Origin of the sequence: Acutalibacter muris (assembly GCF_002201475.1) — a bacterium.
Taxonomy (GTDB): domain Bacteria; phylum Bacillota; class Clostridia; order Oscillospirales; family Acutalibacteraceae; genus Acutalibacter; species Acutalibacter muris.
Genome location: NZ_CP021422.1, coordinates 1,168,860 through 1,192,495, shown reverse-complemented (window position 1 = coordinate 1,192,495; position 23,636 = coordinate 1,168,860). Strand labels below are relative to the sequence as shown.

The following is a 23,636-nucleotide window of genomic DNA, read 5'->3' as shown; positions in this document are numbered from 1 at the left end:
AGTGTCCTGGTTTCAGCTTTCGGCGAGTAGCATTTCCATAAGAACATACTGCTTATGTACCATGTTCTTTAGTTCATCACCTTCAACTGAAATATTGTAGGCATCCCTTGCCGCTTTGTCCAGAGGCGTGTAAAATTTTGCTACGTTAATTTCTTCACGCAATCTATCGAACTGCTCAAAATTCCATTGATTCATGAATTTGCCTTGGTGCGGATTCTCTTTAGAATATAAGTCCATATGAACAGGAAGATACTGAGAATAAACGAAAGAATTTGACTGGATTTGCTTTGATAAAAGATAGTCCAAGACTTTAAAGGCTTCATCCGGATGTGCCGTATTTCGATTAATTCCCGCATAATTAACTACGTCTACTGTGGTCCCACCGTCAATATTGCACCCTGAGAGCATCCAAAACTCAGCACCGTCTTCGCCCAGATTTACTGGCTCCTGACCCTTTTCAGTGGCGACAGTGAAATGTCCGTCCTGGATAAATGTATCCCGGACATCAGAAGTAATATCTTGGCTTTTCCTAAGAAGATTAATATAACGCTGAGAATAGTCCAAAAGTTCCTCTTCCGTTATTACAATATTGTCACTACCATAGTCTGCGAATTCTCCTAGCAAATCGTAGAATGCGGTGCTTGAAGCTATCATCTGTGCGTCCATATCCTCACTCTCGGCCAATTTATCCCAGGAGACTGGGTGTTCAAATCCGGGTGAATGCTCCTCTTTATCTAACAAAAAAATTTTCATATTATATGTAAGAGGAAGAAGGAACTGGCCATCTTTATTACTCCCAGCGTCCATTACTGAAGGCAAGAGTTTATCCCACTCCATATACTCAGCCTGCTTGATATATTCGTCTAGAGGGAGAAATAAATTATTTTCCATAACCTGGCGTGGAAATGGAAAAAGGGGAGAATGATGATAAAATGGAAGGTCGCTGGTGCAGAGAAAGACATCCGGTCCTTTGCCAGCCAGTATTTCTGTACGTATCCGCTTCAACACATTCTCCCTCTCGGATTCTTCTTCGGGGATTGTTTCTATTAGTATTTCGTAGTCAGAGCCCACACCGGGAAATGCCGCAAAAAAATCCCAAATCGTTTTGCTGTATGTATTTGGAAGGTCAACACATATATTGATGATAACAGGCTTTATGTCCTCGGATTCTATATGACTAATGCTTTCGGAATTTGGACTGCACGCAGTTAACTGCATGAAAAGCAGCAAAATAGGGATTAGTGCTATAAATATTTTTTTCATTATGATACCTCCTTTAGTGTGCCCTTGGCTTGCAAAATATAAAGCATAGACCTGCTCAAAAAAAGCAAAGCCAATTAGAGTAACTTGCGCTATTTTGACTAACACACTATTTTTGAGCAGGTTTGAATCCTACACTAACTTGACCTTTATCTTTGTTACCTCAAGGGACTTATGCTACGGCACCACCTATTGGACAATAGTTGGAAGTGCTTTCAAACGAAGATCCTATATCTTCGCGACATTTATTGCATACCACTGGATTGATACGTGTGGCATTTGCATGTGAGTGTCGCGAGGAACTAAACCGGCAACTGTCGACTGTCCTGGAAGGGGAACCAGGGCGCCATGTTCCGCTATAGGAAACAAAGGTTTCCACAAAGCCACAGCGTGGACAATTTCCGGTTCCTGCCGAAGCACTTATTGCAAAAAGTCCCACAATAAGTGCTAGGGCCATCAAAAGAGCAACTAACCTTTTTGCTTTCATATCGGAAATCCTCCTTTGGATTATTCTATGTCGCGCAAGCAAACAAGCTTGCCTTGGGTTTACATCCCAAACACATAAAGTGCCGGGGCGGACATGAGCCCAGTGGCAAATGAAACCTCAGGACCCGCTCAGCGCCGCAGCACAATGGCTTTGCACCCGGCGCCTTTATCTCAAGGTCGGCGCCAACCGATGAGACAATCGGATTACCATATGTGTTGGATTCAACAACCCAGTACATATGGTTGTAAGCACTCTGGAACAGTTCCTACTAATTCATCTCGGTGAAGATGAATCCCATATTCTACAAACCACTCGTTTTGGGCCCAAACTGGGGGTTGGCAAGATTCATTCGGATTGATTCCTAACGTGTCTATGATGTTCTTCAGGACTTGCAGTTGGAATTCATTTTCCTCTTGCCCAGAGAAAGCGATGAGATAAATGTACCGTTCAGTTTCGAACAAGAAATGCTCACCATACCGCTCATAAACGTAGTCAAGATCATAACCCGTAGTCTGAGGAACATCTGGGTCAACCTCCCGTTTGTAAGTGTAATGATAAGCTGTCACACCATTCAAGTCAATATCCTCCAGCCGGTTAAAGCTGATATATTCTGGGTCTGTCCCCGCCTCGGCAGCAGCAAAGTTTTTTTTGTAAAAATCTGCCGCATCGTGGAACGACTCTGTTGTGTATGTCTGCTGTGCCATCAATTCTCCGTCCGGCTGCGTTGGAGAAACCTTAATAAGGTGCTCCATTGTGTACCAACTCATATGGCAGAAGTTCTCATTGATGGGGCCTTCCTTCTCTCGGATGTGGATATCAAGAAATGTGTCATACTTTCCATTGTCTTCATAAACATAGCTGGCTGTTGGACAAAATTTATTCAAACCGAATGGCAGTGCATTGCAACGGGTAAAAAAAGTAAATGTTTCAGATGTAACTCGTCCAACTGTTCTGGGAAAAAGTGTGTAGCTAATCTCGAGCTGAGTATCGGTAGTCTGTTCGAAAAAACTCTCTGCTTTTGTGGCTTCGCGCAAAGTTGTCGAAGCGTTTTTTTGCTCAGCGTATATCCAGTCACTACTGGAAGAAATGACTGCAGAACTAATATCAGTTCTTATATCCCTTGAGGAGTAGTTTGTAAAGATCACACATAGCATTATAAGGATTAGAATGCCGAAAGCAAATGCTTTTCTCCTCATATTTATCGACACCATTCTTATTCATATTTTTTCAAAGCGGCATACAGCCACTTATCAAGAGAAACAGCCATTGATCGACTTCCATCAAGCGTTTTACCGATGAAGATAGCTATGACGTTTCCATTTTTGTCTAAAACGGGAGAGCCGCTCATTCCATGCCAGCCATCTGCGTTTCCACCAGATGTATCACTTCCATATAAGACGCGTGTTGTCGTAAGTCCGGAGGGTTTTGATACTGTCTTTCCTTTTACCCGGAACATTGAGTTTTCAATAGATGGGTCGGGCTGAGGATATCCATATATTGTAATATTCTCTCCAATATATGTCTTTACATCAATTTGCTTTTTGGGCCGATAAGAATAACCGCCTACTTTTTTTGTAACTTTGAATGCGCCCCAATCATCGTCATCTGAGCCTCGGTCTCGCCATGAAGCACCCACAACCATATCATTACAATCGGTGCAAGTGGCAAAAGCTATGCCATAGGGTTCTTTTGACGTAGTACTTTTGGGTGCATATGCTTGCTTAACGTATACTTCGTCCGCAAAACAAAGGCCGAGCGTGTCTTCCCAAAATACGTTCCATAACATATGGGCTGCTGTTGCCACAACATCATCGCCAACATAGAAACCAGACCCAAAATACGGCTTACCGTTATACATTGAAAAGACTTTGCACACCGAATTGCAATGCGCATTATATCTAGGATCAACAATCGCATCATAATCGTTATAATTGAAAGGCTCAATGCCATTTACATCACTCACATCACCATTTTCTGAGGGCGCTTCTTCAACCAAATCGTCCTCATCAAAGTAAACGTAATAACCGCCATCACCGTCCCGGACATACATTCCTCGTCGATCTGAAGAATTTGATGAGTCTGTAAATGTGTTCACAGGTTCAGGAGAATTTTCTAACATATTTTCAATTGGTATTGCAATGGATTCTATATGATCTAGCGCTTTCTTCGCAAGTATAGGATCGATTTCAAGCAATTCCTCACATATAGCGAATGAATTCCTCGGGAACTCACCACTTTTACATTCTAATATGTGTTGAGCAGTTTCCCTTAATGTTTGTCCGTGTTCATTTGCCGCAAGCGAGCACATCCCACCCTGAGCCCAGGCTGAATTTGGAATCGAAAAAGCCAACACCAGAGCCAAAATCAGGGCTTCAAATCGTTTTGCTTTTTTCATTGCAATTTACTACTTTTTTACGTGTATAAACATAACTTGTCTTGGACTTACATCTCGCTCACATAAAGAGCCGGGGCGGACAGGAACCCTAGCGATGAAATGATACCGCAGTGGTTTCCCCAGCGCCGCAGCACAATGGCTTTGCACCCGGTGCTTCTATCTCGAGACCGGCCGGTCAGTGAGACAATTTAACAGGGGCTATTTCACATCTATCCAGTATGGATCAACCCAATAGCCTTGGGTTTCGTTCCAGCGGCGGCACTGAACCCGTCCCTGGTAGATTCTGGTCTTTACGACGATAACATCAGCTAAAGGCATTATTCCGTTCATAATGGTTTCATTCCTTTCGTATAGTTGTACCTGCGTCAATATAAAATTGAAGAACCGGGTCACTTATAGGACACTTTTCACCATTTCCCAGCACGAGTGAATATGTCATATCACTATGCTGAAGTATATATACATCTTCCGAATCCCACTCCACCGTTGACTCGTCTGTGAAGATGTCCTCCACCGGCGGGTCAAAGGCCGGCTGGAGAACGAACGAATATGAAAGCACCAGCAGAACCATCGAACAACTCAAAAGGATTGCCTGGTACTTCCACTTTACCTGATTTGCGGCTTTCATGATCAGCTCAAAGCGCTCCTTCGTGTTATCTCCCTTCGTCCTGGAAATCAAGCCGGTGGCGGTCAAAGGCGAAGGTGAATTGCCTGGGGCAGGATTTCCTTTCAACACTCTGAGAATAGTCAGCAAATACTCCAACCGTTCCTTTTTCGTAAAGCTCTGAGTGGCATAAACGTCACATTTGATTTCCAAAATTTGGGAAACATCCTTCTTCAATATGTATACAGCAGGATTCCACCAGAACACACAGCAGAACAGCATCGTTAGAAGTTTGACTACTCCATCACGATTGCAGAAATGCGTGTACTCGTGCATCATGATGTAATACAGTTCTTCCTTTGCAAACTTTTCGTCAGGCAGATATATCCATTTATGGAATAATCCAAGCCCCATGGGGATATCTATACTCCCGCATACGCATACGTTTACAGGAAGCTTCCTTGAGGAAACCGCCATTGCTTTTGAAAGCGCTCGTTCCGCGTCTTTGTTTTCATTCCTATGGCATAGGGCAAGTTCCTTTTTAACAGCATGGTCCCGCCAGATAAAGCGGGTGAAAAGGACACCGGCGACAACGGCCCAAATGCAGCATAAAAAAGCAGTAAGCTCAATATCCTCCTTTCCAACCGGCATTTGAAATTGACGTACTCGGTCATAAACTCGGCTGAACGCCCCTCTCAGTCCAACGGGGATTGTAAATGGCAGCTCTATCACAACAACCATGCGGAAAAGGCACAATCCATACAAGGTCAAGAGGGTATGGACTTCAAAAGACTTGAGGAAAAAAGGGCGGTTTCGCAGAACATGAATCCCCAGGATAAAAACAGTGCTGAACATCACTGACATCAAGAACGAGAAAAGAGATATGCTCATTCTGCATCATCATCCCTTGCACGGTATTCTTCAATCATACCTTCAAGTTCCCGAATAAGGTCGTCCATTTCCTGTTTATTCCCCTTTTCGACCATAGCAAAAGTTTCAACCTGGAACATCTTGGTTACCGTTACGCCGTTACGCATCGCCAGCTGGGAAAAATATTCTTCCCTGGTCAGGACTGTCCGAAATCTCCGGCCATAATTCTTGCCGGTGCGCTCCAAGTTATAAAACTCTATCGCGCCCTTTTCTTCCAGTGACCGAATAATGTCCCTTGTATAGCTTTTCGTCCAGGCATTATCCTTCCACAATGCCTGAATCTCAGAGGCACTGAGCGGCTTGCCCTGTTCCCAAAGGAACTGCATCAGCTTTTCCTCACTTTTGGTGAGGGGTATATACGCCACATATCCACCTTCCCTCCAGCTAACTATTTTTTCTACACAAAGAAAAAATCTCTTTGTTATGTTTTTAGTATACTTTATCAAATTAGGATTGTCAATACTATTTATTCAAAAAAATGGGCATTTTCACGAATTTTAATTGGATTATCATTGTCCCAGTAGGCGTTATTGTTGAAAGGTTACTGTTTAAGGTGAACTTTTACCGTTTTGACAAAAACAATCCCTTGGACGTAAACTTGAACGATACACAGCCGCACCCAAAATAGGACTGCACATACACTAACCTATCCCTACAACTGTTGCGATAATATCATCGTTTTCTATAAATGGGACTGCCCATGATTTCGAGTCGGCTGAGTTGTCTTTGTTATCCCCAAGTACGTAGATTTTTCCATCTGGAACTATAAGTACATCTCCTTTATGTTCCACCACATCTCCGCCCACAGCGGCGATCCGTTTCACCAGCTGCTTTCCCTCATGTTCAAAGACGATGATATCCCCCACCTTCAACTCCCCAAAAATCCTGCCTCCCAGAATGTAGCTGCCCTTGTGGATGGTCGGTTCCATAGATTCTGTGGGCACATAGCCGACAAAGAACACAAACCGAAATAGCAGCACGGTTGTAACAAGCACAAAAGCTGGCAACAGCCACTTCAAGAATTTTTTCATATCTTTCCCTCCATAAACAGAAAAAGCTGGGCACCGAGTTCTCACCTCGGTACCCAGCTATATTTTAAGCAGCGTAAATCTCCATCATCTGAGCCGACTTCGGCCTGCCCTTCAGGAACTTCCGCGCTTTCGACACATAAGCGCTTACCAGATTGTCGCTTGCGCCCATCCACTCGCCGATCTCCCGGCAGGTGTAGCCCTTCGCCATCAGCAGCATGGCGTCAATGCCCTTGACAACGTGGGGAGGGGCTTCAGCTTTAACAGACACCAGCTCTCGCACCACGTCAAAGTTAATCTCTGCCCGGTGTTCACCATCGTCCAACTCTGGGATGTCCCTCTCATAGTCATCAAAAACCTCAGCGTTCCTCTGCTTGTTGGCCTTGACCAGCACATCGCAAATCTCGTGCCAGATCAGCCGGTAAGCATATGTAGAAAACGTCCCACCCTTGTCAGTAGCTGTAGCCTTACACAGGCCGATACACCCCACCTGGAACAAATCCTCCCGGGTATAGCTCCCCACCGAGGACTGCCCCTTGAGCTTGTCCCCAAGCACCTTGTACACCAGTCCCAGGTTCTCCTCCACCTTGGCTTGCTGCTCTCTTGTCAGTTTCATAATGTCCTCCTCTCTCCCGGGCCATGCCGGGGCCGTGCGTTGTGGGGCTGCAGGAGCTTTCTGCTGTCCTGAATCACCAGCTTGCAGTAATACTCGCCAAGGTGTCCGATATGGGCATCTTTCAGCGGCACACAAATCTTGTCCGCCAACCAGCGATAAGACTCCTGCCGGGTCATGCGGCCGGTCTTGTAGAGCTGGTCGAAGTAGTAGTGAGCTGTCCGCCGGAGCGTGCGGAGCTCGTGATTAGCGAGGCTCCCCATGGGGATGTTCGTGCCGGGGTGTACTTTCACATAAGCGTCGCACTCCGGGTAACGACTACAGACATACAGCATCGCGCCCTGGCTGTTCTCACGGTAAATGCCATCGGCGCTCCTGAGCACCACTGGACTGCCGCAATAAGGGCAGCGCATCCGCTGAGATTTATTCTTTGGATTTTTATGTTTACTCATATCATTTGCATCATCCAATCGAAAAATGAAAATAAAAAAGCCGGAAGGTGCAAAGAACACCGGGCTGCCTGGATAGCAGGCGACCCTGAAGTGTTCTATTGCAGCCTTCCGGCCTTGTCTTCAAAACAGCGGGCGAACCCGCTGGTCTACGTTATTGAGGACTCCATCATGTAGTCCGTCCCGGTGCGCTATCCTTCCGGGAGCCTGAACGTAGCGGTCTTTACATAATTATTATAGCACACCGGAGCGCAAAAAGCAAGAGTAAAAATATTTTTTGCGCATAATTTATCGCAAGAAATGCCTATATGCTATCGTCTATTTGCGGCCTTCATTTTCAGAACCAGTCTGGGGAGAGGCCTTCTTGCGCCTAAACCAGAACAGGAACAGCGTCGCTAGTCCGGCTAAGGACGCGCCCAGCAGGATCACCGGCAGGGTGATGTTTCGGTCATCGCCGGTCTTGGGGACATCGGGGGTCTTGGGCTTCTCCGGGGTAAGGGTGACGGTCTGGCCTTCATCTTTGATGTCAGCGTGGGCGGCAATCTCCTTGCCGTCGCGGTACAAGGTCTCGAATACCACCAAGTTGGTCTTAGCGGTTATTTTGCTGCCATCGAACTTGAAGGTCACGGTGACCTCACCTTCGGATTTCTCGGGGGTAAAAGTGGCCTCGGCAGTAATTTCCTTGCCATCCACCAGGAACTTTTTGCCCGTGGACTTGTCCATCAGTACGCCTTTGACCGTGTACTCCTTGCCGGGGGTCAAGCCGGTGTAAGCAGCCTTGTCCTCAAGCACCAGCTCTTTGGCAACGGTGGCCTCTTTCTTACCGCCGATGGTGGCGGTGGTCTTCAGCTTGGGCTGACGGATCACCACGGTCTGGTCGTCATCGTCGATGTCGGCGTGGACAGCGACCTCGATGTCCTCATGGTAGAGGGTCTCGAAGGCAACGACTGACTTGCCCGCGAGGCCGCTGGCGTTGAAGGTAAATGAGAGGTCAACCGTGCCGTCGGCCTTGTCGGGTGTAAACTTAGTATCAGCGGTGATTTCCTTGCCGTCAATCAGCAGCTTTTTGCCGGTTGACTTGTCCATCAGTACACCTTTGACGGTGTAGGTCTTGCCCGGGGTCAGGTTGGAGTAGGTCACGGTGTCGGTCAGTGTGATTTTCTCCAAAGGGTCTGCCTCTTTTTCACCGTCCACAGTGGCCTTGGTCTTGATTTCCGGCGTGTCAAAAGTGATGGTCTGGTCGGTATCGTCAATATCTGCATGACTGGCCACGTTTTTGCCCTCATGGAACAGTTCCTCAAAGACAACGATGGTTTTGCCCTTCAAGGCAGAGGCATCGAAGGTAAAGGAAATGTCGATTGTGCCAACGGCCTTGTCCGGCGTGAACTCTTTCTCGGCGGTGATCTGCTTGCCGTTGATCTCCAGCGGCTTCCCTGTTTCTTTGTCCATGAGGATGCCAGAAAGCTTATAGGTCTTGCCGGGGGTCAGGTTGACATAGCTCACCGTGTCAATGATGGCAATTTCACCCACAGCATGGGCTTTCTGTTCACCATTGACAGCAGCTTTGGTCTTGATACTGGGCTCGTCGGGCTTGGCGATCTCAACCGTCTGGTTGCTGTCGTTGATGTCGGCATGGACGGCTACCTCGACACCCTCATGGTACAGATTTTCAAACACCACGATGGACTTCCCGGCCAAGCTAATGCCTTTGAAGGTGAAGGGAATGTCTATTGTACCGGTGGGCTTGTCGGGGGTAAACTCCTTCTCAGCGGTGATCTCCTTGCCATCTACCAGCAGCTTTTCTCCAGTGGATTTGTCCAAGAGCACGCCTTTGAGAATGTAGGTCTTGCCCGGGATGAGATTGGAGTAAGCTACGGTGTCTATCAGAGTGATTTCCTCCAGAGGAGGCACCAATTTGTTGCCGTCCACGGTTGCGGTGGTCTTGATTTCGGGCTTATCAGGTGTGGTAAACTCCACCCTCTGGCCCTCATCGGTGATGTCTGCATGGACGGCAACTTCCTTATCCTCTTGGTACAAGGACTCGAAAACAACCACGGATTTCCCAGCCAGAGCGGAGGCGTCAAAGGTAAAGGTCATTTCCTCCGTGCCGTTGGCGTTCTCGGGGGTAAACTCCTTCTCCGCGGTGACTTTTTGCCCGTCCACCAGGAGGGGCGCATTGCTGGATTTGTCCATGAGCACACCAGACAGCTTATAGGTCTTACCGGGGGTCAGGCCGGAATAGCTGACCGTATCGGTGAGTGTGACCTCACCCTTGGGCTCAGTTTTCTTCTCACCGTTCACGGTAGCGGTGGTCCTGATTTCGGGTTTCTCGCTGAAAGTAATGGTCTGGTCTTCATCCTCGATATCCGCATGGACAGCCACTTCCAGCTTGTCCTTGTAGAGCGTTTCGAAGGCTACGACCGTCTTTCCGGCCAGAGCGGAGGCGTCAAAGGTGAAAGGAACGTCAATGCTACCCTCATCCTTACTGGCCCGGAAGGTGGCCTCGGCGGTGATTTCCTTGCTGTCTACCAGCAGTTTCTCGTCGGTGGCCTTGTCCATGAGCACACCCTTGACTGTATACTCCTTGCCGGGAATCAGGCCGGAATATTTTACAGTATCAATAATGGTGATCTCCCCGACCGGTTGGGCGGTATGTTCGCCATTTGCTGTAGCGGTTGTGCCAATCTTCGGCTCAGTAAAGGTGACAGTCTGGCCCTCATCGCCGATTTTGGCGTGGCTGGCGACCTTCTTGTCATCTTCATACAGATCCTCGAACACAACCACGGCCTTGCCAGCCAGAGCAGAGGCGTTAAAGGTATAGCTCAGTTCCTCGGTGCCACTCTCATTCTTGGGGGTAAACTCTTTCTCAGCCGTGACCTGCTTGCCATCCACGGTCAGGGGTTCGCCGGTGGCCTTATCCATGAGAACGCCGGACAGTTTGTAGGTCTTGCCCGCAGTCAGGCCGGAATAGCGCACGGTATCAACCAAGGTGACTTCGCTCAGAGGCTCGGCTATCTTCTCGCCGTCAACGGTGGCGGTGGTGCCGATCTTGGGCGTATTGCCCTCGTGGTCGTCGATGGTCCCCAGCTCGATAACAGCGGTATTCCGGCTGATGGTGATATTGGGCACCGTTACCAGCTCGTAGCCCTCGTTACCGGCACAGCGCAGTTCTTCCAACGTATACTGGTCGAAAGGCAACGCGCACAGCCCGTCCTGGGTTTCCACCATCCAGCCCTCGGTGGTGAGGCCGAACCAGGTGCCGGTGAGATTATCCCACTCAGCCTCGAGTTTGTCGTCATTGCCGTTGGTATTCTGGGTGTGGGGGTTCCAGGTGGTTTCGGTACGTACTTCGCCGTTCTCATCCGTCAGAAGAATATGGCTTTCACCAGTGGTCTGAGAAGTCAGCTTGAAAGCCACATTAGCAAAGCGGTGCATATTTTTCTCGCCCACCTTGACAAACTTCAGCTCACCGCGGATCACCTGATTGTATGCGGCCTCGCCCTCGCGGTACTCCTTGACGAAACCGTCCTCGCGGACCTCAAAATCCCGGATCTTCTTGTCCGTCCACAGGTAGCCCTTACCGGGCTTGCTTTCCGCGAGCGTATAAGTTCCGTAAGGCAGGGCGCGCACGTCAGACTGTGCCACACCGTCCTTGACCTCAATGGTCAGACAGACGGTATCGGGCTCATAAAGAGCACCATTCACGTAAACCGCCCGCTTGCTCTTGTTGGTGATCTCGAACAGCGTACCGTCCAGGCTGGCCCCGCCCAGCGGGGTCAAGAGCAGGGATTCCAGGTCGCGTTTCTCAATGAGGACGCCGCCGCGCACGACCTCGTTGTCCATATAATGAGTATACATCTTGAGGTGTTCGCCAATAGTAACGGTCTGGTCGGGAGCGGTATTCAGCATAGAGGCGTTGGTGCTGGCTTCATGCAAAACGTACTCGCCGTAAGGCAATGCGTCCTCGGCGGTGTTGCACTTACCCTCGCTGTCGGTGGTCAGTGTCAGCGCAACCTCGCCAGGTGCGATGCTTTTTTCATTGACAATGACCGGGTTCTTGCTGTTGTTGATGACCTCGAAGACAATGCCCTCGAAATCAGCGTTACCCTGGGGGGTGTTGCCGGTGATGGTATCCCGCTTCTCCACGGCCAGCCCGCCCCGGACAACATCGTCCACGGCAGTCACAGGGTAAACCTTCTTATTCTCGTTGACAGTGACCTCCTGCTCCGGCCAAGTCAGCAGCATAGACTTATTGGTTGCTTTCTCACGCACGATATAGCGGCCAAAGGGCAGAGCGTCATCGGCAGTGCTGGCATAGCCGTTCTCGTCAGTAGTGATAGTAGCCGCCACCTCGTTGGGAGCAATAGTCTTATCATCCACGACCACGGGATTTGCGCTGTTGTTCACGATCTCAAAGACAATGCCTGCAAAATCAGCATTACCCTGGGGTGTAGCACCGGTCTGGCTGTCATGCTTCTGAATGGCAATGCCGCCGCGCACTACGTCGTTTTCGGCGGTGAATGGATACACCTTGCCATTCTCGGAAACGGTTACAGGGATTTCCTCGGTGAAAGTCAGCAGCATGGAACTGTTGGTGGATTTTTCACGCACAAGATAATCACCGTAGGGCAGGTCGTTAGGGCCAGTCGCCGCAAACCCGGTTGCGTTGGTGGTGATCTCCTTGACCACCTTGCCGGGGGCGTAGCTGGTGCCACCCACCACAACAGGGTTCTCGCTATCGTTGATGATCTCGAACACAATACCAGCGAAATTGGCGTCACCCTGGGGCTTCTCGCCGGTTTTGCTGTCCAGCTTCTGGACGCTCAATCCGCCGCGCACCACATCATTATCAGCGTACACGTTGTAGACCTTTTTGTCTTCTGTCACATCCACCGTCTGCTCCCGGAAGGTCAGGAGCATGGAGCTGTTGGTGGATTTCTCCCTCACGGTGTAGTGCCCGTAGGGGAGAAGCTCGTCCTCGGTGCTGGCGTACCCATTCTCGTCCGTGGTGATAGTAGCGGCGTCCTCATTAGGAGCAATCGTCTTATCATCCACGACTACAAGATTTGCGCTACTGTTTACGATCTCAAAGACGATACCCGCAAAATCAGCGTTGCCCTGGGGAGTCTCCCCGGTCTGGCTGTCACGCTTCTGGATGGCAATACCACCACGCACGACATCATTATCAGCGGTGAACGTGAAGACCTTGCCATCCTCGGAAACCGTCACAGGAATTTCCTCCGTGAACGTCTTGCGCATGGAGGCGTTCGTCTTGCTTTCACAAATAAGATAGTCACCGTATGGCAGGTCGTTGGGACCGGTACTTGCCACGCCCTGAGCATTGGTGGTAATAGTCATAGCCACCTCGTCAGGAGCAGCCCTCTTGCCGTTCACTTCCACAGGGTTCTTGGACTTGTTGACAATCTCAAACTGAATACCTGAGAAATCCGCGTCACCCTGAGGCTTCTTGCCGGTTTTGCTGTCCCGCTTCTCAACAGAAACACCGCCCCGGATCACCTCGTTGGTGACGGTAGCGGTGTTGTCGTTGTATTCCTCGTTGGACCCAGCCGGAATCTCGCACAGGTCGGTGACCACAGTACTAACCTTATAGCCCTCACCGGCGCTGATTTCCTTGAGGCTCCAATCTTCGCCGTAGGGGAAGTAATCAGTGGTAAAGCTGAGATCGTCACCCACTGTGTACTCTTTGACCAGAGTGCCGCCCTGGTATACCCCAAAGGTCGCGCCTTTCAGAGAGCCGTTGCCCTGGGGCGTGGAACCAGTCTTGTTGTCGGCTTTGGTGACCGTTACCCGCCAGCGCTTCAGCTTATTCTCGAAGTGAATAGAGGCGGTCTGGCCCTCTGTCAGCTGGAAGGTCTGCGACTGAGGCTTGACGTATTTGTTAGGGATGTTGATCTCTGTCGCGGTGTAGGTGATCTTGGAACCGTCAGCAGCGTAAATGGGCAGACCGTCAATGTCAATGTTTCCGTTGGCATCTGTAGTCTTGGTAGTGCTGCCATCGCTGCCGGTGATCTGGAACTGGATGCCAGAGACTTTTCCGTCCTCAGAGGTCTTCTTCAGCCCGGCACTGCCTACCGCATCGGTCTTGACCTTGATATAGCAACTCACCGGATCGCCGCCGGAGGCGTTATAGGTAGCGAAATTCTGCTGGGAGGTGTCGCTGGTACGCCACACTGCCACAGCTCCTTTGCCTCCCCGCTTGGCGCCGTTGCTGTCCACCTTGTTGGAGGTCTTGGGACTAAGGATGGGCTCGGTCGTAGAAAGGGTCAGCGTATTTCCGGCGGCGCGTATAGTCACGCCCGGAACAGAATTTGCAAAGTCAAAATTCTCCAGAACGCCCTTTGAATGCAGGTTCATGTCGTTGGTGTCCAGAAACTGGGCCACGGAGACCGGTATTGGGATAGCTCGGGCGAGACAGATTACCATGAGCGGATGGAGCGGGGAGAAGGAGATTTGCAGATACCACCCGCTCAGATTGACGGACAGGCTTGTGCTGTCCTCATATTCTATGGGTAGGGCCTCCCGGAGCGCGGCGCGAGTGCTGGCCGCAAGCTCGGCACGGCGAGATTGTTCTTTCTTTGATATATTTCCTATATGCGCCGCCGCGATGTGGGTAATGGCTCCCCAAATACGATTGCTCTCATGGTTTATGCCGAGGATTCGCACGGTGACCCGCGCGCCTCTGGGCGGCCGGCCCCGCTTGGGATAGCTGCACAAACAGTCGATTCCACCATCCAGCGCCACGAACACACCATTCACGTCCACCATGCTGACCGTGCCGACATAGCAGCTGTCCACCGAATACATCCTCAGCGCTTTCTCATAGGGATTTTCCCCAGCCTGCTTGACCGAGGCCATAACCCGAACCTGGTATTTGCCGCTGCGCTCAACCTCCAGTACCTTCACCAGCACCCGCTGACCCGCCTGGAAGTAAAGTCCCGCGTCCATCCAACGCTGGTAGCTCAACTCCCGGAGGGGGATATAGGTCTCCAGCCCGAACAGGTCCACAAAAATGCCTGCCCGGATGACGGAAACGATACGGGCCTCGGCGCACACTCCGGAATAGATACGGTGGTTGCCGTCCCAATCAGTGCCAAAGTAGTATTCTTTGCGCTTGGCAGCCATAGCTTCAAGGCGGCTGCCCACAGCAAGATTGGACTGCTGGTCGATGCCCTTAACGATATAATCCACCTCAGCCCCCAATCGCTTGGTGAGCATATAGTGATAAAGCTCGTCCGGGGAACGCCCACGGGTGTCCTCCGGCAAGGTGACTGCCTCCTCTGCCGGAATGATGACTTTGAACGCACCGTGGTAAATGACTGCCGTGGAACCGGTTTTGGAGTTCACCGCACGCTCCACACCCTGCAGGGTACCGGTCAAGATGCGCCCGGTCTTCTGGGATTCGACCAGGTCAAGCAGGTCGTTGCGTGCTTTGTCCGCCTCGGTTTCTACGGTGCGGCCCTCATCAATGCTCAGAACAGAAACCGGTCTGGTAGCGGAGCGCTGTCGGACTCTCCTCCGCCTGATCACGACGCCATCGCCGGATGTAGGTGCCTCTGTACCAGACTGGGTTGAAATTGAAGCTGTATTCCGCCGCCGGCCCGCCTTCAGGGTGGTTTCAGAGTCGGTCAGGGGAGTAGCGCCTTCAGCGTCTGAAAATATTGTGCTTCCTTCCGTCATTTCTGAGCCAGTCTGGGGAAATGGGGTTTTCCCATGCTCAATGGAGCTCTCTTCAGCGCTGAGCGGGTGATTTTCGCCCATTTCAGAACCAGTCTGGGGGAGAGGGCTTTCTTGGAAAGAATAGGCGCCTGGATCCTGGCCGGATACCTCATCCGGGGCCATTTCCGTTCCGGTCTGGGGGATAATGGACTCCTCGTAAAAGTTGTTATCTGTGATAAGATTACCTCCTTTGTTGCATGAAAAAGCACCTCACAAAGAGGTGCGGATTAGTTTCTAATGATATTCTATAATGTGTCATTTAGTGCAATCTTTTCGGATTTCCTCAAAGACCTTGTCCGCCGGTTTTGTCCTGCCCGCCAGAACGTCTTGGTATCCCTTCTCCAATTCTTCGTCCAACTCAGCTTGGCTGATACCGAGCGACCTTATGACCTCATCCTGGGACAAGGTTTCCTCCGAGCTGGATAACCGCCTCTCGGCCTCCTCCTGGAGAATGTAGTCGGACAGCATCTCCATCAGGGACTCATATTTTTCCGGCGACATGAGCACACAGGCGGGGCGGTTGTTCTTCATAACGATTTTCGGCCCGCTTGCCTGGACTTCCTCAAAGATCCGGCTGGCCTCGCCCTTGTTAAAGCGGGTGATGGGAACAATGGACTTCATCACATTAAGCACGGACATCTCATTCATTACGCATCCCTCCTGAGTAACAGCCTTTCTGTCTGTACCCATATTATACTGAAAGATGCGATAAATGTCAATGAATATCTCGATATATTTATTTGCGCATTAGAAGTCAACTGGCGGTTTTGTAGAGCTATACAGGCTGGGCGTTGACTTTCGGGCCGGTTTCGGCTCATTCCGGTCCGGTGGAACCGGTGCAGGTATCGGCTTTAGAGCAGACAGCTGCATCGGCCTATAGTCCAAAATAGAAGTCCTTTCCAGCTCGCCCGCCATCGGGTGCCTGGTATAGTCTAGTTTCTTGAGCCGGAGCACATTGCACCCCCGAATGATGCACAGCAGTTCCTCGTTCGGCAACCTCAGCACCTCGTCCGGTGTCAGCAGCTTGCGCCTCCCCTGCCCCTCGGTCTGCCTATACTGGGGTATGAACTGAGCAACGTCCATGGTCTGCCGGGTGGTGGATGTGGAGTCTACACGAATACTCATATCCCCGCTCCGGGAGGAGAAATACTGTGCAGTCATGTCATCCGTGCAGCCCAGCATGAGCTGGATGTCACAGTTACCTATGATTTCGCTCCAGAGATTGTTGGGATATCTATTTTGTAGCTGCCCCAGGCTCTGTACCGCCAGCATCACTCGGATGTCCCGGGAGCGTATCACCGAGAGTGACCTGGCAAAATCCGAGCCGTCCGCCGCGCCGCCGATTCTGCCGACGTTATTGAACTCGTCCAAGATTAGATTCACCGGCACGACACATTTCCCACCCGGCTGGCTGTCCGCGAATCGGGTCAGCCTTATAAATAGGAAAGAGAAAAACAGCGAGGACAGGAACGCCATGGTCGCGTCCTGGTCGCTCAAAATAATATAATAGGCACACTTTCGCTGCCCGGGCGCGGTCAGGTTGATATCCGAGCGGGTGATGATGTTCCGCACCGACTCGTTTTGCAGCACCTGCAGCCGTGTGCCCAGCCCCAGCACGATTCCAGACCGCACTGCATCACTGGATTGGGAGAACAGATTGAAAGGCGCCCGGGCCGGGTGGCTCAGAGGGAGCTTGCTGAACATAGCAGTAAGCTGACGCTCGCTGTTCTGGGTGAGGGTCTGGTAGACGGTCGCCAGGTTCTTGGACTCAGCGCCCAGGGTGCTGTCTTGGTCGATGTAAAGAATGAGGGCTTTCAGCAAATTGGCCTCGCCGTTGTCCCAGAAATGATCTGTTTCACCAGAGCTGGTATTTCCGATGATAACATTGGTGAGCACCTGTGCCATGAGGGTATCACCGCCCAGGTCAGCCATGCAGTTCCAGGAATCGCCGTGGGCAGGGTCTACCAGATTGAACACCTTAACTTCATACCCATGCTTACGGTATAACTCTGAGGTATCGTCATAAAGTTCCGACTTGGGATCCGTAATTACCACCGACTCAACTCTTTTGATACTCTGAAACAGCGCATTTCGCATGACTGCCCTGGACTTCATGGTGCCGGACGCACCAAACACCGCGATGTGCCGGTTGAGCCGGATGTCCTCCGGCATGCAGATTGCCTTGCCTCGATGCTCGCCGAGGATAGTGCCCTTGGCCTTGTCGATAGAGCTGATTTCCAGAACGGACTGCATCTCCTTCTCGCTCATCCACCCTGCCGTACCATAGGCTCCGGTGGAACTGGTCTTGAAGCCGCGGGGGTCAAAGTCTTTTCCGCCAAACCGGCTTTGTAGCTTGAAGTAGATTATCAGTCCGCCAACGACAATGGCAACCAGCGTCATACCCTTCAGCCCGTTCAGACTGAAGGCTGCCGGAAAACACACCATCGGATTCCAGTCTACCGGCTCCATCTGTACTTGCCCGGTGATACCGTCGTGTTCCAGCCAGACCTCGTAGTTGTCAAAAAGCTGGCCCAGCACCCCGCCCAAATACAACAGCACCGTGACTGCCAGCACAATGCTGACTGCCACGGCAACCCGGCGCTTATTCAAAAGTATCACTCTCCTTGATTTCAAACGCTTGCTCTATCGCCTCCAATCCTATGGTCTTTATGACTGCCCGGCCCTCTAAATACTCCCGCAAAAACTCCACCTGATGTGGAAAACACAGCACCTCAAAGGGACCGGGCATATGCTCGATGGCCTCTTTGAACCGAATGAGCCGGTTAAGGTCGCTGTCCAGATGGGAGAACACATAGCCGCCTTCCACACAGGCATCGTACTCGAAGCGGCCTATCCCATAAGAGCGGGTCTCAGGGAGAAACAGGGCGTCAAGTATACGCTCTTTCCAGTTGGGAACTGCCATAATCTTTAATTGCCTGATGCCGTCCCCATCCATGGGAACAAAATGCACGCACGGGAAAACCGCATCGAACCGCAAGTCCCTCCGATGAGGGTGGGGAGTGTCCAGCACGGTCTCCAAAGCCACCTTCGGGGATTTCCCCAACAGAATCGCGGCCTCCGTTTTCTCTGTTCCCACATTGAGCCGGACAATGTCCGTCAGGCTCGCCAGCGCCTTGAACTCTCCCCGGCCCTGCCACTTCATGACGGCATTTCTTGTGTTATACACCGCATACGGACTGCCGCCCGCAAAAGCCGCCCCGGTGACCCGGGTGAACTTGGTCTTATTGGCGTCGTCCATGCCGACAGATTTCAGCGCCCGGCTCAGGTACAAGGACGGCTCCTCCGGCACAATGACTGCCCGCCGGTCATTCTGCAGCTCGGGCAACAAATAGGGGCAGACCTCAAAGCCCGCCCTCATGAACATCGCCGCCATCTCCGCCACCCGGAAGTGCCGCTCCCTGTGGCCCTCGTCCCCGGGGAAACGGTGCTGCCAGAACGCGTTCATATAATAGGAATAGGCCCGGGGATGCACCCACTCCAGCATAGGTAAAGCACGCTTGTAGAGCCGCACCGATTTCGCCGTTCCCTTGCCTGTAAGATTGAACAGCCGGCAATCCATCTCAGCGCCGGTCTGGGAGTTGACGAAATGTTCCGGCTGGGTCAGCCTGACAATGAGGGCCTTGTATACCCGCTCACTCCCCAATAAGTCCAGTGACCAGAACGGGTATTCACCCACAAAGGACAAAAGAGCCACCAGCTTTGACACATGACTGCCGGGACGAAATGTAACCATGACGAACCCATCTCCTTCTGAAAGAATTGCGACGTCGGAAGAACCCTCAAGGTCGTTTTTTGGGGCTCCCCGCACTTGATCGGTGTGAAAATGCGGAGTTTTCACCGCTTTGGGGCATATGTAATTTGGGACACCCCAAAAATCGCCCATTTTTACATACGATTTCAGCCCGAAACCGGCAGTTCCGGGAGCAGTTTTACTCCCTCATCCGGCATCGCTTTTTCGACGTCGAGCCACTTTCGGAAATCCGCCTTGGGAACAACATAGACTTCTGTGCGCTCCTGCTCCGCAGCGGCGCTGCAATAGTAGTGATTGCACACATCGGGCTTGTCGTCAGGCAGAGTGTACAGGGCAGCAATATCCGCAACGATGTTGACCTCGATGTTGTCGTGATCCCGCCGTTCCCGCTCGGGCCTGTCCCGGCTATAGACATGTCGGAAAATCATCACGCAGTCGGGGTAGCGCACCGGGTCTTTCCCCTGGAAGAACTTCCCCATAGCCGGGTACAAGAACCCGCGGATAAACTCTGTGGAACCTTTTTCCTTTTTGGGCAGCAAAAGCGGAAGCCTCAAGGAAAACCAGCCCTGCTCCGTGTACCCAACCTCCACCGGGACAGCCTCCCTTATAGCCTTCTCAACGTGCGCCTTTGCGAGCGGGTTCCCGGTATACCCCGGCAGCGCCCGGGTCAGAAGCGTCAGCCGCTCAGAGTTGTACTCCAGCCGCAAGGCGTTCTCCAAAGCCGCGTCATACCTGCCATTTTCGGCCATCCAGCGGATGTTCTCCATCTGCTGGGCCATCTGTTTCAGCTTGGACTCTGCTTGTCCAAGCACCTCAAGAAATATGCTCATTATGTACCTCCGTGTAAAATTTTACTTCTGGTTCTTCATTGCCTTGAAACTCCACCGTTGCGAACAGGCATGGCGCTCTGGGGAGCCGCAAACCCTCTGCCATGGATATGTGGGGCAGGACGACGATGTACTTCAAGTCTTCCTGAGGCTGCAAAAGCCGTAATTGACTCTGCTCGCCTTCGTACAGCACCACGATTTCATAGCCGGTGTCCTCCTTGAGGAAGAATAATTGTGACGGGTATACCGCAGGATAGTGATCAAGCGGCCCCACCTGGTCAAAAAATTTCAGCAGCACCCACACCGCCAAAATCGTCCGCTGGTCAGGCTTGCACATGAGGTCAAGCCCCACATAGTACCCGCCGGAGATATCTTCTATCTGCCCCCGGCGGCGCAGGTTCTTCAGTATTTTTTCAGCCGTGCCCGGCGGTTTCCTTAACATTCTGAGCAACTGCGACCGGGGCAGGGCCCCATATTGGCTCAGCCATTGTACCACATACTGCTCGTCGGCAAGCAGCATGGGCATCACCTCCTCGATTATACGTATTTTATAACTTATACTCATTTGGCCTAAAATGCGTATTTAGCTTGATTTTTCACGGTTTTATACCCCAAAACAGCCTTTTTGAGCGTAAAAAAGACCTTTTTGAGCTGATTATACGCATTTCCAGCGTCAATACTCATTTTCTTAGAAATGCGCAAAACGCATTACTCATTCCCGGAATTATGCGCATTTCGCTGTTTCTCCCTCAATATCGCCTCCAGTTCCGCCCGGTCGGTGGTGATCATCTCCTGCTCCTCGCGGGAAGCCTTTATCACCACCGGTACCTTGTTATTGTTGGAATAGACCAGCGCCTCTCCCCTCTCGAACCGGGTAATGGAGCGGGTCTCGGTCTTGGTGAGCTTCAGCACCTCCTGGACATATCGTGCCTCGTCCGGCTCCAGATTCAGAATGATCTTGTTCTTGGAGTTGTTGATGATGGCCCGTCCATACTTACCGTCCTCTAAGCCGAAAAAGTCCGAGAGGTCTTGGGTGGCAGAAATAGCCGCGCCGCCGAATCCTCGTATCGTCTTGAAGATGGTCAGGCAGAAATCAGCGGCCTGCTTGTTGGAGGACGCTCCCACCAACTGCCATATCTCATCAATCATGATGGCTTTCTTCTTGGTGCGGTCAGCCTTCACGTTGTCCCAGACATAGTCCAGGGCAATCATCATGCCCACCGGCAGCAGCTTGCCCTTGAGCTCCGAGAGGTCGAGAACGATGTACTTGTTGCTCAAGTCCACATTGGTCTGCTGGTTAATGCTCTGAGCAGAGCCGGTCACAAACCGGCTGACAATGATGGCAACCCTCTTGGTCAGGGGATTCTCCAGCAGATTCTTATGCAGGTCGCCCAGAATGGGCATTTTCTTCATCTGGGGCGGGGCGGCACGGGAATCCAAGTACAGCGAATCGTTATCGTGGGTAATACCGAAGTCTGCGTAGGTCTTGATAAGCGCCTCGTCAAGCATTTGCTCCTCCTCGTTGCTCATATCTGGAATCAGTAGCGAGAAGAAAATCATGAGCTGCTGAATTTTACGGGCCAGCATGGAATCCTCCTCGCCGGAGTCGCCGTCTATCAGCTCCATCTCCGGCGAAACGGTGTGCCGAATCTCCATGACGTTGATACAGTGGGGAGAACCGGGCGCAATTTTGATGTACTGCCCACCAATGCGGTTGCAGGCCCGCCGGAACTCGTGGCCCTTGATGGGGGCCAGGATGTAACACTGAATCCCGCGCATCCTCATTCTGAGGGCCAGCAACTGCAAGGTAAAGGTCTTACCCGCACCGCTGGTGCCCAGGAGGTTCAGGTTGGCGTTCTTGTTTTTGCGGGTATCGAACAGGTCAACGATGCACAGCGAGTTGTTATGCCGGTTGACGCCCAGCAGCACGCCAGTGTCATCGGACATCTCGAAACTGGTGAACATATAAGTAGAGGCAGCACCGCTGGTGAGCACATTTCTCTGGGATTTGCGCTCCAGCGAGCTGTCCAGCTTGAGGAACGGCATGGCAGAGTTTAGAGCGGCCTCCTGCTGAAATCTACAGTCACTGACTTGCATATCCATAGATTTCAACATATCTACCATCTGCTGCTTGCGCCAGACAAGCTCCTCATATGTCCGCGCTGAAACCGTGATGAATACGGACATATAAAAGAGATCTTCGTTGTTGTTGGCGATACCCTGCTTGATGAAATACCCGGCCTGGATGGAGTTCGTCAGCTCCTCGTAATCCGTACTGGTGTCCTGCATACTCCGCAGTTTCGTGCGGTTGAGCCGAATTCTTTGGGCAACCTTGTCGATGGTGCGGCTCCGGTTCTCCCGGTGAAGATGCACGTCCACGTCGATACCCTCGCCGGCATTTATGAGCGAGGACATCCATCCGGCCCGTACCATGCCAGGGTAGCCGTTACCTCTTATATATAGGAAGGCGTAATACAGTCCGTCCATGACGGTATAGTTGAAGTGGGTCAGATCGATGCCGCGGGGGGCCAAAAAGTGCGCTATGTTGATTTTGGGCACCGGGTCAATTCCAATCACCTTGCCCCGCGCCGCCATGGTGTCCAGCACCACACGGTTCACCCGGGAACTGAACGGCTCGTCCACACAGGATTGCCGGTTGAAGAACATATACAAGATTTCCGCCGCGGCCTCGTCCGGGTCGGCGGGCTGGACGATGGAGTTGCCGCACTGCAAAAAGTATGCCCGGGCGTTCTGCTCGGCGGTCTGCAGGGCACTGTAGACCTGCCCAACATCCTCCGAATCGCCCCGGCGCAGTTCCTCATACTGGAAAATCAGGAAGAAGCGCCGGGTCAGAGCCTCCCGGCTGCCCACATCCTTAATGGGCCGGATATAACCTTCCCCAAGGGACTTGCATTGGTCGTTCTCCTCATGCTCCAGTTCTTTCCGAACCATAGCGACGTGCTTATCCGAGTCTGCCTTGCGAGTGATACTCTTGAACTGCAGCCGCATGGGTGAAATTTTCAGCCAACTCGCAAAGGTGGAGATGATGTTGAATTGCTCCTCGTCCGAGCGGAGCATAAAGTTGATAGGCTCAATCTCCAGTATCTTCAGGTAGCGCCCGTCCACGGTTTCTACCACGCCGTGCTCGATTTTCCTTACCGGCAGGAACCCCTGCGCGGTGAGCTTTCTTTGCTTTTCTCGCTTTCTTTGGGTCATGATAACCCACCCTTTTCATGTGAATTTTTCTTCTGCTCCCGGCGAACTTTATGACATGGCCCAGGTACTGGAACAGGGAATCGCCGTCGATGCCCATGACCGCAAGCACTCCCAGGGGGAGCAGGGTCACGGTCATGATGACGATTTTTATGGTGCCTGTGACCGGGAGCCACATTAACTCCGGATAGCCTGCCAAAATAAGCAGGAACCCAGCCTCCACGGCGTTTCTCAGTTCCAGCATGCCGCCCAGTATCTTGCCGGAATCGGTGTAGTTCGCCGGGATGGCGAACACGTTATTGTAAGGTTTTTCGTCCATAG

16 protein-coding genes are annotated in these 23,636 nt (G+C 51.6%); all 16 read right to left on the bottom strand.

The genetic code is table 11. The annotated features are described in order from the left end of the window. Nucleotides 1–12: 12 nt before the first annotated feature. The 16 genes from ADH66_RS06020 to ADH66_RS20895 all read right to left on the bottom strand — a co-directional run bounded on the left by ADH66_RS06020 (nt 13) and on the right by ADH66_RS20895 (nt 23,634). Nucleotides 13–1,263 (bottom strand): extracellular solute-binding protein, encoded by a 1,251-nt coding sequence (locus ADH66_RS06020; RefSeq protein ID WP_066534378.1) that lies wholly within the window; start codon nt 1,261–1,263, stop codon nt 13–15. A 705-nt stretch (nt 1,264–1,968) separates the two neighbouring features. Further along, a complete protein-coding gene (locus tag ADH66_RS06015; RefSeq protein ID WP_157130577.1) occupies nt 1,969–2,943 on the bottom strand; it encodes a hypothetical protein in 975 nt (324 codons plus the stop codon). 17 nt (nt 2,944–2,960) lie between these two features. Continuing rightward, entirely contained in the window at nt 2,961–4,142 is a 1,182-nt protein-coding gene (locus tag ADH66_RS06010) for a trypsin-like serine peptidase (protein WP_066534381.1), read from the bottom strand. Nucleotides 4,143–4,479: 337 nt separating this feature from the next. Next, a complete protein-coding gene (locus ADH66_RS06005) occupies nt 4,480–5,397 on the bottom strand; it encodes a M56 family metallopeptidase (protein ID WP_207653038.1) in 918 nt (305 codons plus the stop codon). Nucleotides 5,398–5,633: 236 nt separating this feature from the next. Then, a complete protein-coding gene (locus ADH66_RS06000) occupies nt 5,634–6,041 on the bottom strand; it encodes a BlaI/MecI/CopY family transcriptional regulator (protein WP_066534384.1) in 408 nt (135 codons plus the stop codon). Between the two features lie 276 nt (nt 6,042–6,317). Beyond that, on the bottom strand, nt 6,318–6,707 hold the full coding sequence (lepB, locus tag ADH66_RS05995; RefSeq protein WP_066534389.1) for a signal peptidase I: 390 nt from the start codon (nt 6,705–6,707) through the stop codon (nt 6,318–6,320). A gap of 64 nt (nt 6,708–6,771) precedes the next feature. Next, the gene (locus ADH66_RS05990; protein WP_066534391.1) at nt 6,772–7,320 is read right to left on the bottom strand and encodes a sigma-70 family RNA polymerase sigma factor; all 549 of its coding nucleotides are present in this window, start codon (nt 7,318–7,320) and stop codon (nt 6,772–6,774) included. Further along, nucleotides 7,317–7,769, bottom strand: coding sequence for a DUF3268 family zinc-finger domain-containing protein (locus ADH66_RS05985; protein ID WP_084384210.1), 453 nt, complete (start codon nt 7,767–7,769; stop codon nt 7,317–7,319). Before ADH66_RS05985 ends, ADH66_RS05990 begins: the two co-directional genes overlap by 4 nt. A 315-nt stretch (nt 7,770–8,084) precedes the next feature. Further along, nucleotides 8,085–15,314 (bottom strand): VaFE repeat-containing surface-anchored protein, encoded by a 7,230-nt coding sequence (locus ADH66_RS05980; RefSeq protein ID WP_236757204.1) that lies wholly within the window; start codon nt 15,312–15,314, stop codon nt 8,085–8,087. 444 nt (nt 15,315–15,758) lie between these two features. Beyond that, on the bottom strand, nt 15,759–16,151 hold the full coding sequence (locus tag ADH66_RS05975; RefSeq protein WP_066534398.1) for a type II toxin-antitoxin system Phd/YefM family antitoxin: 393 nt from the start codon (nt 16,149–16,151) through the stop codon (nt 15,759–15,761). A gap of 99 nt (nt 16,152–16,250) precedes the next feature. After that, the gene (locus tag ADH66_RS05970; RefSeq protein ID WP_407922912.1) at nt 16,251–18,113 is read right to left on the bottom strand and encodes a VirD4-like conjugal transfer protein, CD1115 family; all 1,863 of its coding nucleotides are present in this window, start codon (nt 18,111–18,113) and stop codon (nt 16,251–16,253) included. Further along, nucleotides 18,106–19,257: a hypothetical protein gene (locus ADH66_RS05965; RefSeq protein WP_066534400.1), complete on the bottom strand. Its 1,152-nt coding sequence runs from the start codon at nt 19,255–19,257 to the stop codon at nt 18,106–18,108. The genes ADH66_RS05970 and ADH66_RS05965 overlap by 8 nt, the downstream gene beginning before the upstream one ends. 164 nt (nt 19,258–19,421) lie before the next feature. Beyond that, entirely contained in the window at nt 19,422–20,105 is a 684-nt protein-coding gene (locus tag ADH66_RS05960; protein WP_066534402.1) for a DUF6100 family protein, read from the bottom strand. Continuing rightward, a complete protein-coding gene (locus tag ADH66_RS05955; protein ID WP_236757203.1) occupies nt 20,089–20,667 on the bottom strand; it encodes a DUF5697 family protein in 579 nt (192 codons plus the stop codon). Before ADH66_RS05955 ends, ADH66_RS05960 begins: the two co-directional genes overlap by 17 nt. A 143-nt stretch (nt 20,668–20,810) precedes the next feature. After that, nucleotides 20,811–23,267, bottom strand: a complete 2,457-nt coding sequence (locus tag ADH66_RS05950) for a VirB4 family type IV secretion system protein (protein ID WP_236757234.1) — start codon at nt 23,265–23,267, stop codon at nt 20,811–20,813. Continuing rightward, nucleotides 23,194–23,634 carry a hypothetical protein gene (locus ADH66_RS20895; protein ID WP_236757202.1) on the bottom strand — a complete coding sequence of 147 codons (441 nt, stop codon included), beginning with the start codon at nt 23,632–23,634 and terminating at the stop codon, nt 23,194–23,196. The genes ADH66_RS05950 and ADH66_RS20895 overlap by 74 nt, the downstream gene beginning before the upstream one ends. Nucleotides 23,635–23,636 lie beyond the last annotated feature (2 nt).

Coding starts and splice junctions, on each gene's coding strand:
- ADH66_RS06020 (WP_066534378.1), bottom strand. CDS start 1,263: ATGAAAAAAATATTTATAGCACTAATCCCTATTTTGCTGCTTTTCATG.
- ADH66_RS06015 (WP_157130577.1), bottom strand. CDS start 2,943: ATGAGGAGAAAAGCATTTGCTTTCGGCATTCTAATCCTTATAATGCTA.
- ADH66_RS06010 (WP_066534381.1), bottom strand. CDS start 4,142: ATGAAAAAAGCAAAACGATTTGAAGCCCTGATTTTGGCTCTGGTGTTG.
- ADH66_RS06005 (WP_207653038.1), bottom strand. CDS start 5,397: ATGCCGGTTGGAAAGGAGGATATTGAGCTTACTGCTTTTTTATGCTGC.
- lepB (WP_066534389.1), bottom strand. CDS start 6,707: ATGAAAAAATTCTTGAAGTGGCTGTTGCCAGCTTTTGTGCTTGTTACA.
- ADH66_RS05990 (WP_066534391.1), bottom strand. CDS start 7,320: ATGAAACTGACAAGAGAGCAGCAAGCCAAGGTGGAGGAGAACCTGGGA.
- ADH66_RS05985 (WP_084384210.1), bottom strand. CDS start 7,769: ATGAGTAAACATAAAAATCCAAAGAATAAATCTCAGCGGATGCGCTGC.
- ADH66_RS05975 (WP_066534398.1), bottom strand. CDS start 16,151: ATGAATGAGATGTCCGTGCTTAATGTGATGAAGTCCATTGTTCCCATC.
- ADH66_RS05965 (WP_066534400.1), bottom strand. CDS start 19,257: ATGGTTACATTTCGTCCCGGCAGTCATGTGTCAAAGCTGGTGGCTCTT.
- ADH66_RS05960 (WP_066534402.1), bottom strand. CDS start 20,105: ATGAGCATATTTCTTGAGGTGCTTGGACAAGCAGAGTCCAAGCTGAAA.
- ADH66_RS05955 (WP_236757203.1), bottom strand. CDS start 20,667: ATGAGTATAAGTTATAAAATACGTATAATCGAGGAGGTGATGCCCATG.
- ADH66_RS20895 (WP_236757202.1), bottom strand. CDS start 23,634: ATGGACGAAAAACCTTACAATAACGTGTTCGCCATCCCGGCGAACTAC.